The following is a 12,199-nucleotide window of genomic DNA, read 5'->3' on the forward strand; positions in this document are numbered from 1 at the left end:
TTCGCCAAAAGGCCCGCTTAATGCGTATCCGTACCCTTCCCGCCGCCCTGGCCGGCGCCGCCCTATTGTTGAGCGGCGGAGCCGTGCTCGCGCAGATCGAGGGCGGCAGCCGAGGCGCCGCCCCGGTCGACAGCGGCAGCGCTTACGAGGTGAGCGGCGTCACGGTCGACGTTGCGGGCAAGACCGCCGACGCTGCGCGCTATAGCGGCTGGCGGCTCGCTCAGCGCAAGGCGTGGGTGCAATTGTCGAACCGGCTCGGCGGTGGTGGCGGCCTCGTCTCCGATGGCACGCTCGATTCGCTGGTTTCCGGGATCGTCGTCGAGAACGAACAGATCGGCCCGCAGCGCTACATCGCCAAGCTCGGCGTGCTGTTCGATCGCGGTCGCGCCGGATCGATCCTCGGCATCTCGACCTATGCCGATCGCTCGCAACCGATGCTGACCATCCCGATCCAATATTCGGGCGGCGTCGGCCAGGCGTTCGAGCAGAGCACGCAGTGGCAACAGGCCTGGGCACGCTATCGCACCGGCAACAGCAGCATCGATTACGTTCGGCCCTCCGGTTCCGGCCCCGACGCGCTCCTGCTCAACGTCGGCCAGACGCAGCGTCCTGGCCGCGGCTGGTGGCGGACGATCCTCGACCAATATGGCGCGAGCGACGTGCTCACCCCAGTCGTGAAGCTCTATCGCCAATGGCCCGGTGGCCCGGTGATCGGCGTGTTCGAAGCGCGCCACGGCCCCGACAACGACCTGATCGGCAGCTTCACGTTGCGAGTCGGGACGCCCGACGGCATCGCGCAATTGCTCGATACCGGCGTGAAGCGGATCGACGACCTGTATCAGCAGGCACGTCGCAACGGCTCACTCCGCGTCGACTACAGCCTATCGCCACCGCCGCCGCCCGAAGCCGCGGTGATTGACGACCTGCCCACCGACGAGACCGCGGACGCCAACACCGCCGTCCTGACAGGTGGCGCGGGCATCTCGGTCATCGTCCAGTTCGACACGCCTGCCGCCACGGCCGTATCCTCGACCGAAGCCGCACTCCGCGCGATCCCCGGCGTTCGCTCGGCGGCAACGACCAGCCTCGCGCTCGGCGGCGTCTCGCTGATGCGCGTCGCCTATGACGGAGACCCGGCCGCCCTCAAGACCGCGCTCGAAGCCCGCGGCTACCAGGTATTCGGCTCCGGCCAGACGATCCGCATTCGCCGGGTCGCCCAACTTCTTCCGCCGGATCTGCCCGCGGACAATGCGACGACAGGGTGAGCGCGACCAAGATGACTCAAATTGCGCTGCCACTCGGGTGGCCGGCGGACCCTCGCGACGACGCCTTCCTCGTTACCCCCTCCAACTCGCGGGCCGTCCATACGCTGGAGCATACGGCCACCTGGCCGGTCATGACTGCCATCCTCACCGGCCCACGCAAATCGGGCCGCAGCCTGCTCGCACGCATCTTCGCGGCGAAGAGCGGTGGCACGATCATCGACGATGCCGAGCGCGTGCCCGAAGCACAGCTGTTCCACGCCTGGAACCGCGCGCAGGAGGAGCACAGGCCGCTGCTGATCGTCGCCGACGCCGCGCCGCCCGAATGGAAGGTGAAGCTCCCCGACCTGCGCTCGCGCCTCGCCGCAAGCCCGATCGCCGCGATCGGCGCGCCCGACGACGAGCTCATGCGGCTATTGCTGGCGCACCTGTTCGAGCGTCGCAGCCTCGATGCACGGCCCGATCTGATCGACTGGCTCGCGACCAGAATCGAGCGCAGTCATATTACCGTAACGCGAACCGTCGATGCGCTCGATCAGGAGGCGATGGAACGTCGCAAGCGCTTGTCCATTCCTCTTGCACGAACCACACTCACCGAGGCCGGGCTGATCCTCCGGCCGCAACTCGCTCTCGACCTCCCGCTCTTCACGCCACCATAAGCCCCCAAGAGGCCCGATGAACCGTCCAGCGCATATCGTCCGCCAATCGGAAGACGACGACGATCCCATCGGCGCAGAGCCGAACGACCGGTTTTTCAACCGCGAGCTCTCTTGGCTGGCGTTCAATCGCCGCGTGCTGGAGGAGGCATGCAACCCCGCGCATCCGCTGCTCGAGCGGCTCCGCTTCCTGTCGATCTCGGGGTCGAACCTCGACGAGTTCTTCATGGTCCGTGTCGCCGGCCTGAAGGGCCAGCAGACGCAGGACGTCGACCGGCGCTCGGCGGACGGTCTTACCGCGGGGCAACAGCTTACCGCGATCATCCGTGAGGCCGATGCGCTGATGGCGAGTCAGCAGGCGGTCTGGGGCGACCTCCGCGTGCTGCTCGACGAGGCGGGGCTGTTCGCGCTTCGCCGCGAGGCGATCGACGGCGAGGCGGACGAGTGGCTCGAAACGCATTTCCGCGACCAGATCTTCCCGATCCTGACCCCGCAGGCGCTCGACCCCGCGCATCCGTTCCCGTTCATCCCGAACCGTGGCTTGTCGGTGATCTTCGACCTTGTACGCCGCTCGGATAACGAGCCGGTGCGCGAACTGGTCATGCTTCCGCACACGATGACGCGCTTCATCCGTCTCCCCGGCGAGCCAGCGCGCTACATCGCGATTGAGACGCTCCTCAAGCGCTTCGCCCCCGTTCTGTTCCCAGGCTACGAAGTGCTGGCCGCCGCCAGCTTCCGGGTCTTGCGCGACAGCGACATGGAAATCGAGGAAGAGGCCGAGGATCTCGTCCGCTACTTCGCCAACGCGATCAAACGCCGCCGCCGTGGCCGCGTCATTCGCCTGGAACTCGAAACTGGCATCCCGGACGTGCTGGCGGCCGTGCTCAAGGACGAACTCGGTGGCGCCGACGCGATCATCACCGAGAGCGGCAATCTGCTCGGCATCGTCGACCTCGACGGGCTGGTCGACGAGGATCGCCCGGACCTAAAGTTCCCGCCCTTCACGCCGCGCTTTCCCGAGCGGATCCGCGAATTCGGCGGCGATTGCTTCGCGGCGATCAAGGCCAAGGACATCGTCGTCCACCACCCGTACGAGACGTTCGAAGTGGTACTCGCCTTCCTGAAACAGGCGGCGAACGACCCGGATGTGGTGGCGATCAAGCAAACGCTTTACCGCGCCGGCAAGCAGCCCGCGGTCATCAACGCGCTGATCACCGCGGCCGAGGCGGGCAAGTCCGTCACCGCGGTCGTCGAGCTGAAGGCGCGGTTCGACGAGGAGCAGAACATGGTATGGGCCTCCGCGCTGGAGCGCGCGGGCGTCCAAGTCGTCTACGGCTTCATCGACTGGAAGACGCACGCGAAGGTCTCGCTGGTCGTCCGCCGCGAAGGCCAGGCATTCCGCACCTACTGCCATTTCGGCACCGGTAATTATCACCCGGTCACTGCGAAGATCTATACCGACATCAGCTTCTTCACCGCCGACGCCGCCGTCGGGCGCGATGCAGCGCAGATGTTCAACTACATCACCGGCTATGTCGAACCGACCGACATGGCGCGCGTCAGCCTGAGCCCGCGTGACCTCCGCCAGAATTTGATGAACCTGATCGACGTCGAGATCGCCAACGCGCGTGCCGGCAAACCTGCCGGCGTCTGGGCGAAGATGAACTCGCTGGTCGACCCTGCGGTGATCGAGAAGCTGTACGAGGCGAGCGGTGCGGGGGTCGAAATCGACCTCATTATCCGCGGCATCTGCTGCCTTCGTCCCGGCGTACCTGGGTTGTCCGAGACGATCCGCGTGAAGTCGGTGATCGGGCGGTTCCTGGAGCACAGCCGGATCTGGGCGTTCGGCAACGGCAAGGCGCTGCCCAACGACGGTGCCAAGCTGTTCATCTCGTCGGCCGACTGGATGCCGCGCAACTTCGACCGCCGCGTCGAGTACATGCTGCCGATCTTGAACCCGACCGTCCACGACCAGATCCTCGATCAGGTGATGGTCGCGAACCTGATCGACAACGAGCAGAGTTGGGAGCTAGGCCCCGACGGCGAATACAGCCGCGTCGATCCCGGCGACCGCCCGTTCAACCTGCATCGGTATTTCATGACGAATCCTTCGCTCTCCGGCCGCGGCGCTTCGCTCGCGACCAGCAATGCCGTGCCAACGCTGTCGCTCCGTCGAAAACGATGAGCGTCACGAATATCCTGTTCGGCAATTCCCCGCCCAAGGCCGAGACCGACGACCACCCACGCACCGGGATCATCGATATCGGCTCGAACTCGATCCGGCTGGTGGTGTATCAGGGGCCACCGCGGCTGCCCGCGATCCGGTTCAACGAGAAGGTGTTGGCCGGGCTCGGTCGTGGCCTCGCCGCGACTGGCGCGATCGAGAAGTCCGCGCTGAAGACGGCACGCGTCGCGCTGGCGCGGTTCGCGGCGGTGGCGAAGGAAATGGAATGCTCGACGCTCCGCACGGTCGCGACGGCGGCTGTACGCGATGCGAAGAACGGCGGCGAACTCATTACCGCGGCTGAACAACTCGGCCTTACCGTCGAGACGCTGTCGGGCGAACAGGAGGCCAGCGCGGCCGGCTACGGTGTCCTCTCCGCAATCCCCGAAGCGGATGGCATCGTCGGCGATCTCGGCGGCGGCAGTCTCGAACTCGTCCGCGTTCGCCGCGGCAAGATCGAGGACCGCGTCTCGTTCCCGCTCGGCGTCCTGCGCATCGGCCCGATCCGGGCCAAGCGCGGCAAGGTCCTCGAACGCCATGTCGCCCGCCTGGTCCGCGAAGCCGGCTGGACCGCGCGCGGGCAGGGCCTTCCCCTGTACCTCGTCGGTGGTTCGTGGCGGGCGCTCGCGCGGCTCGACATGGAGCTGTCGGATTACCCGCTGCCGATCATTCACCAATATTCGATGACCGCCGCAACGATCACACGGCTCAGCCGAACGATCCCGCAGCTCTCCAAGCCGCGTCTGAAAGCTATCCCCGGTCTCTCCTCTGGCCGCACGGCGACGCTGGCGGATGCGGCGGCGTTGCTGGGGCTGCTGATGCGGCAACTCGGCAGCCGAACCACCGTGGTGTCCGCATACGGCCTGCGCGAAGGTCTTCTCTATGAGGACCTGAAGCCCGCAGACCGCGCGCTCGATCCGCTGATCGTTGCCGCCCGCGAGGAAGGGCGTTTGCTAGGACGCTTCCCCGAACACGGTGACCTGCTCGATCGCTGGATCGCACCGCTGTTCACCACCGAGCCGCCGGCTACGGCCCGCATTCGCCACACGGCGTGCCTGCTCGCCGACGTAGGCTGGCGCGCCAACCCCGAATTCCGCGCCGAACGCGGCGTAGAGGTCGCGCTGCACGGCAACTGGGTGGCGATCGACGCGCCGGGCAGGGGGATGCTGGCGCAGGCGCTCTACACGAGCTTGGGCGGCGATCTGTCCGCCGGCGATACCGTCGGACGATTGGCGTCTCCAGCGGCAGTGAAGAGTGCGACCGCCTGGGGCCTGGCCATGCGCTTGGGCCAGCGGATGAGTGGCGGGCTTGCCGGACCGTTGAAACGCTCGCGCCTTGCCGACGATGGCGTTTCCCTCACGCTGACGCTGCGCCCGGATGATCGCGGGCTATACGGTGAAGCGGTAGAACGTCGCCACAACGCACTTGCCGCCGCGCTGGGACGAAAACCCCAGTTGGCGTTGAGCTGATCCCGTCCTCACTCGTCCCGCTCTCGATCGGGAGCGAGACGAAGGAAGACGAGCGTGTCAGGCGCAGGTAAAGCGTTCGATCCTGCCCTTGGCGTCGACGTACACATTCAGCCGATCGGGCCGAAAATCCATCGTCACCCCGGTATTCGGTGCGATCCAGCGGAGCGTGCGCGCGCCCGACCGGGTCTGCATCACGTCAGCCCGAGCGTCGCTAGCCCGCTTGCCGACCAGATCGCCGAGCGAGTCGGCATTGCACGCCGCAGCGACTGGCGAAGCGGCAGGAGCCTCGCCGCGCATCTCGACCGGCGTACATGCCGCCGACCCGAGCAAGGCTGCAACCAAGACGATCCTCATGCGGCATCCTCCGTACGCGTCATCTTCAGCTTTCCGCCGAACACCGCAAACGCCAGCCGCCCCTCGACCAGATCGAGCGCGTCGCGGCCGAACTGATCGAACCGCCAGCCTTCGAGCATCGGCAGTCCGGTTCGCACACCCGCCGCCAGCGCTTCGAGTTCATCGGTGCGCGCCAGCAATTTCGAAGCGACATCAATGTCTCGCGAGCGGATCTTCAGAAGCAGCTTGAGGAGGTCAGCCACCAGCGAACCCTCCTTGCCAAGCCCCGGCTTGCGATCGTCCCGCGGTGGCAGTTCGTCGTCGCCAAGCGGTTGCGCCCCCTCGATCGCCGCCATCAAGCGGCCGCCGATGTCATTCCCAGCCCAGGTCGCCGAAAGCCCACGCACGCGCGCCAAGTCCGCCTGCTTCTTCGGTGGGTGTCCCGCCATATCACCCAGCGTCTCGTCCTTGACGATCCGCCCGCGCGGCAAATCCTTCGCCTGCGCTTCCAGTTCACGCCACCGCGCGAGCGCCTTCAGTCGCCCCAACACGTCAGGCTTGCGCCCCGAAATCCGCACGCGCTTCCACGCCAGATCGGGATCGTTCGCGTAATTGGCGGTATCGCCGAGTCGCTCCATCTCCTGGTCGAGCCAAACGCCGCGCCCGGTTTTCCGCAACCGCTCCAGCATCTTCGGGAAGATCTTCGACAGATGCGTCACGTCGCCGATCGCGTATTCGATCTGCCGCGCGTCCAGCGGCCGGCGCGCCCAGTCGGTAAACCTAGCACCCTTGTCGACCGCGATGCCGAGCCAGCTGTCGACCAAGTTCGAATAGCCGATCTGCTCGCCCTGACCGAGCGCCATCGCCGCGACCTGCGTGTCGAACAGCGGGAAGGGGGTCTTGCCGGTCAGGTTGTAGACGATCTCGATGTCCTGCCCGCCGGCGTGGACGACCTTCAGCACGTCGTGATTCTCGACGAGCAGGTCGAGCAGCGGCTTGAGGTCGATCCCCGGCGCCATCGGGTCGATCGCCGCGGCTTCCTTGTCGTCGGCGATCTGGATCAGGCAGAGTTCCGGGTAATAGGTGCTCTCGCGCATGAATTCGGTGTCGACGCACACATAGTCGGCGTCGGCCATGCGCGCACACAGATTGGCGAGCGTGGCACTGTCGGAGATAAGCGGGTGGATATGCATCGCCCGTCCATAGCGAGCCTCGTTCGGGTTGACAAAGCCCGGAAGGGAAGGGAAGCGCGGACCACCTGTTTATCGTCCGAGAAGACCCATCATGCACGCCTATCGCACCCACAACTGCGCCGCCCTCCGCCCCGAACAGGTCGGCGAAGAGGTTCGCGTCTCCGGCTGGGTCCACAAGAAGCGCGATCACGGCGACCTCGTCTTCATCGATCTGCGCGATCACTACGGCATCACGCAGATCGTCACCGACGTCAGCGGCCCGGTGTTCAAGGTCATCGAAGGCCTGAAGAGCGAGAGCGTGGTGACGATCACCGGCAAGGTGACCGCACGTGCGCCCGAAGCCGTGAACCCGAACCTGCCGACCGGCGGGATCGAGATCCGTGCGACCGCCGCCACCGTCCAGTCGATGGCAGGCGAGCTGCCTATGCCGGTCGCGGGTGAGGCCGAGTATCCCGAGGATATCCGGCTTCGGTACCGCTATCTCGATCTGCGTCGCGAGCGGCTCCACGCGAACATCATGCTCCGCAGCCAGGTGATCACGTCGCTGCGCAACCGCATGAATTCGCAGGGCTTCACCGAATTCCAGACGCCGATCCTCACCGCGTCGTCACCCGAGGGCGCGCGCGATTATCTGGTCCCGAGCCGCGTCCATCCGGGCAAGTTCTACGCGCTCCCGCAGGCACCGCAGATGTTCAAGCAGCTGCTGATGGTCGCCGGCTTTGACCGCTATTTCCAGATCGCGCCGTGCTTCCGCGACGAGGACGCACGCGCCGATCGCTCGCCGGGCGAATTCTACCAGCTCGATTTCGAGATGAGCTTCGTCACGCAGGACGACGTGTTCAATGCGATCGAGCCCGTCCTGCACGGCGTGTTCGAGGAGTTCGCCGACTGGCAGGGTAAGGGTCGCCAGGTATCGGCGCTTCCGTTCAAGCGCATTCCCTACCGCGAATCGATGCTTAAGTACGGCAGCGACAAGCCCGACCTGCGCAACCCGATCCTGATCCACGACGTCGGCCATCACTTCGTCGACTCGGGCTTCGGCCTGTTCGCCGGCATCGTCGCCGGGGGTGACGTGGTCCGTGCGATCCCCGCGCCGAACACCGCCGACAAGAGCCGCAAGTTCTTCACCGACATGAACGACTGGGCGCGCGCCGAGGGTCATGCCGGGCTCGGCTACATCACGCAGAAGAACGGCGAACTCGGCGGCCCGATCGCCAAGAACCACGGCGAGGAGGCGACCCGGAAGCTGATCGCCGAGATGGGCCTCGGCCCGAACGACGGCATCTTCTTCGCCGCCGGTAAGGAACTGCCCGCCTCGAAGCTGGCGGGCGCCGCGCGGGCGCGGATCGGCGCCGACCTCGGCCTGATCGACGACAACCGGTTCGAGTTCTGCTGGATCGTCGACTTCCCGATGTTCGAATATGACGAGGACGCGAAGAAGGTCGATTTCAGCCACAACCCATTCTCGATGCCGCAGGGCGAGATGGATGCGCTGGAAAACAAGGACCCGCTCGATATCCTCGCCTATCAGTATGATATCGTCTGCAACGGCGTCGAGCTGTCGTCGGGCGCGATCCGGAACCATCGTCCGGAGATCATGTACAAGGCGTTCGAGATCGCCGGCTACACGCAGGCCGACGTCGACACGAACTTCGCAGGCATGATCAACGCGTTCAAGGTCGGCGCACCGCCGCATGGTGGCTCGGCACCGGGGATCGACCGGATGGTGATGCTGCTCGCGGGCGAACCGAACATCCGCGAGGTCGTGCTGTTCCCGATGAACCAGAAGGCTGAGGATCTGATGATGGGCGCACCGAGCCCGGTCAGCGCCAAGCAGTTGAGGGAACTCAACATCCGCCTGACGGTCGATGGTCCTAAGGACGCGACGAAAATGGTCGCGCCGAGCGCTGGATGACTTCTCTCTGTCCCTCGCCCCTACGGGGAGAGGGAAGGAGGAGCCGCTTGGCGACGGGAGGGTGAGGGGAGGTTGGTTTGCGCCAACGTCCCCTCACCATCCCGCCCGCAAGCGCGAACGGGCCCCTCCCTCTCCCCGAAGGGGCGAGGGAAAGACGTCCCACGCTTCCTCAACCCCCTCAACCATGTAAATACCTCTGCACGATAAGGGGTTGGCATGCGCGACGATCAGATGACACCGGCGCCAAGCCTCGTCCGCAGCCTCGGCGTAATGGGCGTCCTGTTCCTCACCCTCTCCGTCGCTACCCCGGCATCGTCGGTGTTCGTCATCGTTCCCGGCATGCTCCAGGTCGCCGGTACCGGTGCGGTGTGGGCAACGCTGCTCGCCGGACTCGTGTGCGTCGCCACCGCATTCGTCTATGCCGAGCTCTCCTCCGCATGGCCGGTCGCGGGCGGCGAGTATGTCGCGGTCGCACACACGCTCGGGCCGATGGCGGGATTCGTCATGCTCGGCGTCAACGTCTTCAACAACCTGCTCTTCCCGCCGGTCGCAGGTCTCGGCGTCAGCGCAGTGCTCGGCACTTTGGTCCCTGGCCTGCCGCAAATCCCCGTCGCGATCGCCGTGGTCGCAGCGTCGACGCTCGTCGCGATCCTCCAGATCAAGGTGAACGCCTGGCTCACCGGCCTCTTCCTGCTGGTCGAGATGCTGGCGATCGTCGCGGTCGTCTGGCTCGGGTTCGCCGATACCGTCCGCCCGATCGGCGACCTGCTCCTCCACCCGGTAATGCCGCAAGCCGCCAATCTCGTCCCCGCGTCCGCCGCCTCGATCGGCCTCGCCACCTCGATCGCGATCTTCGCGCTCAACGGCTACGGCGCCGCTGTCTATTTCGGTGAGGAGATGCTCGACGCCCCCCGGCTGATCGCGCGCGCGATCATGGCGTCGCTCGCGCTGACGTTGCTGTTCGAGGGTATTCCGATCGTCGCGGTTCTGGTCGGCGCGCCGGATCTCCACGCCACGCTTACCGCCGACGATCCGTTCGGCCTCCTCGTCACCCTCCGCAGCGGCACCACGATGGCAAACTGGATCTCGATCGGCGTCGTCGTCGCGATCGTCAACGCGGTGATCGCCTGCATTCTCGCCTGCGCGCGCTTCTTCTACGGCACCGCGCGCGACGGAAGCTGGGGCCGCCCGCTCGACCGATGGATGATGCAGGTCCACCCGAAGTTCGGCTCGCCCTGGGTCGGCACGCTGCTGGTCGGCGGGTTCGGCATCATCGCGTGCTTCCTGCCGCTCCAGTTACTGCTCGTGCTCAGCGGCACGGGACTCGTCGCGATCTATGCGGGCATCTGCGTCGCGGCGATGGTCGGCAGACGTACCGGCAAGACCGCCCACGCACCCTACCAGATGCCGCTCTACCCCCTCGCCCCCATCGTAACGTTGCTCGCGCTCGGCTATGTCTGCTGGACGAGTTGGCTCGATCTCGAGGAGGGCCGCCCCGGTTTGATCATGACGGCTGCGCAGATCCTGCTGTCGATCGCCTATTATTGGTTCATCCTGCGCCGACGGGGCGCCTGGAACGTTCAGATCCCGACCCTTGCGACGGAGCGCGATGCATGACGATACACCTGGCCGACTACGAAGACGGCGACGAATACGACGGCAAGTACAAGCACGACCTCGCCGCGCTGCAAAAGCGCCTCGAGCATATCCAGGTCGCGCACATCGTCGGCGGTACGCGCGCGATCGTGATGTTCGAAGGCTGGGACGCAGCGGGGAAGGGCGGCATCATTCAGCGCCTGTCGGCCGAATGGGACCCGCGCAACTACAAGGTCTGGCCGATCTCGGCGCCGACCGCGGACGAGAAGGCGCATCATTTCCTCTGGCGCTTCTGGAACCGTCTGCCCGCGAACGGCAACATCGCGGTGTTCGACCGCAGCTGGTACGGTCGTGTCCTGGTCGAGCGCGTCGAGGGGTTCGCCAGTGAGACCGAATGGCGTCACGGTTACGACGAGATCAACGCGTTCGAGGCGCAGCAGGTCGAGAGCGGCACGACGCTGATCAAGCTGTTCATCCACACCACGCAGAAGGAGCAGGACCGGCGATTGAAGGCGCGGCTGGACGATCCGTGGAAGCACTGGAAGACCGGGCTCGACGATTTCCACAACCGGTCGCGGCGCGAGGAGTATCTGGAGGCGATGGCCGAGATGTTCGCGCGCACCGACACCGCGACTGCACCTTGGACCGTGATCGACGGCAACGACAAGAAGGCGGCCCGGATCGCAGCGCTGACTCTGATCGCGGACCGCCTCGAATCCGGCGTATCGATGGTGCCGCCACCGCTCGACCCGAAGGTCAAGCGCGTGGCGGAGAAGGCGTTAGGCCTTCGCTGACCCGTTAGGCCTTCGCGGATTTGGCTTCTGCTGCCTCGGCCTGGATGAACTCGTCATCCTCGTTGAGCAGCAGCATCTGGCCCTTGTCGATGCCGAAATAGGCACCGCGCAGCGCCAGCGTACCGGCGGCCTCGGCCCTTCTGACGAACGGGAAGGTGCGCAGATTGGCGATCGAGGTGCGGACGGACTCGAGCTCCATCTCGCGACCAGCCTCTTCGCTGTCGCCGTATTTCGCAACGACCTTCTCGCGCGCGCCGTCGAGCAGGCTGACCCAGTCGGACACGAACCCACCTGCGCCATGGTCTGCGTCGGCAAAGGCCTGGGTCAGCGCGGCCTTGCAGCCGCCGCACTTCTCATGGCCCATCACGACGATCTCTTCGACCTTCAGCTGCGTGACGGCGAACTCGATCGCCGCCGACACGCCGTGATGGCCGCCACCGGTCTCGTAGGGCGGCACTAGGTTGGCGACGTTGCGGACGACGAACACTTCGCCCGGCAGCGTGTCGAAAATCTGCGCGGGTTCGACGCGGCTGTCCGAACAGGCGATGATCATCACTTTCGGGCTCTGGCCATCCTGCAATTCCTTCCAGCGCTCGCGCTGCTCCTCCCAGGGACCGTCCTTGAAGCGGTAATAGCCTTCGATCATTTCCGGAAAGTGAGTTGGCACGGTTAGCCTTCCATATCAGTTTGCGATGCAACATGACAAACTTGTCATGTTTAAACTGGTTCCATGATTTTATCCGGTTCTTCCGGCTGT

The 12,199-nt window shown here is 65.6% G+C and carries 10 protein-coding genes; 7 read left to right on the top strand and 3 right to left on the bottom strand.

Annotation, left to right across the window (positions count from 1 at the left end):
• The first annotated feature begins 20 nt into the window (after positions 1–20).
• Genes O6W96_RS02855 through O6W96_RS02870 form a run of 4 tightly spaced genes read left to right on the top strand, consistent with a single transcriptional unit; the run spans position 21 to position 5,611 of the window.
• On the top strand, positions 21–1,265 hold the full coding sequence (locus tag O6W96_RS02855) for a heavy-metal-associated domain-containing protein (protein WP_353468152.1): 1,245 nt from the start codon (positions 21–23) through the stop codon (positions 1,263–1,265).
• Positions 1,266–1,276: 11 nt separating this feature from the next.
• Entirely contained in the window at positions 1,277–1,921 is a 645-nt protein-coding gene (locus tag O6W96_RS02860) for an HdaA/DnaA family protein (protein ID WP_056050416.1), read from the top strand.
• A gap of 16 nt (positions 1,922–1,937) precedes the next feature.
• Positions 1,938–4,103, top strand: coding sequence for an RNA degradosome polyphosphate kinase (locus O6W96_RS02865; RefSeq protein WP_353468153.1), 2,166 nt, complete (start codon positions 1,938–1,940; stop codon positions 4,101–4,103).
• On the top strand, positions 4,100–5,611 hold the full coding sequence (locus tag O6W96_RS02870; protein ID WP_353468154.1) for a Ppx/GppA family phosphatase: 1,512 nt from the start codon (positions 4,100–4,102) through the stop codon (positions 5,609–5,611). The genes O6W96_RS02865 and O6W96_RS02870 overlap by 4 nt, the downstream gene beginning before the upstream one ends.
• Positions 5,612–5,668: 57 nt before the next feature.
• Here the strand turns inward: O6W96_RS02870 and O6W96_RS02875 are convergent, their stop codons facing one another.
• Entirely contained in the window at positions 5,669–5,965 is a 297-nt protein-coding gene (locus O6W96_RS02875) for an I78 family peptidase inhibitor (RefSeq protein WP_353468155.1), read from the bottom strand.
• Positions 5,962–7,137, bottom strand: a complete 1,176-nt coding sequence (rnd, locus tag O6W96_RS02880) for a ribonuclease D (protein WP_353468156.1) — start codon at positions 7,135–7,137, stop codon at positions 5,962–5,964. The genes O6W96_RS02875 and rnd overlap by 4 nt, the downstream gene beginning before the upstream one ends.
• Before the next feature lie 91 nt (positions 7,138–7,228).
• Between rnd and aspS the strand changes: the two genes are divergently transcribed.
• The 3 genes from aspS to O6W96_RS02895 all read left to right on the top strand — a co-directional run bounded on the left by aspS (position 7,229) and on the right by O6W96_RS02895 (position 11,442).
• Positions 7,229–9,052, top strand: a complete 1,824-nt coding sequence (aspS, locus tag O6W96_RS02885; protein WP_353468157.1) for an aspartate--tRNA ligase — start codon at positions 7,229–7,231, stop codon at positions 9,050–9,052.
• A gap of 216 nt (positions 9,053–9,268) precedes the next feature.
• Entirely contained in the window at positions 9,269–10,669 is a 1,401-nt protein-coding gene (locus tag O6W96_RS02890) for an APC family permease (protein ID WP_353468158.1), read from the top strand.
• Positions 10,666–11,442, top strand: a complete 777-nt coding sequence (locus O6W96_RS02895; protein ID WP_353468159.1) for a polyphosphate kinase 2 family protein — start codon at positions 10,666–10,668, stop codon at positions 11,440–11,442. The genes O6W96_RS02890 and O6W96_RS02895 overlap by 4 nt, the downstream gene beginning before the upstream one ends.
• A 4-nt stretch (positions 11,443–11,446) precedes the next feature.
• Here the strand turns inward: O6W96_RS02895 and O6W96_RS02900 are convergent, their stop codons facing one another.
• On the bottom strand, positions 11,447–12,088 hold the full coding sequence (locus tag O6W96_RS02900) for a carbonic anhydrase (RefSeq protein WP_056058731.1): 642 nt from the start codon (positions 12,086–12,088) through the stop codon (positions 11,447–11,449).
• Between the last annotated feature and the right edge of the window lie 111 nt (positions 12,089–12,199).

It is taken from the genome of Sphingomonas faeni, from assembly GCF_040407495.1.
GTDB classification, from domain to species: Bacteria; Pseudomonadota; Alphaproteobacteria; order Sphingomonadales; family Sphingomonadaceae; genus Sphingomonas; species Sphingomonas faeni_D.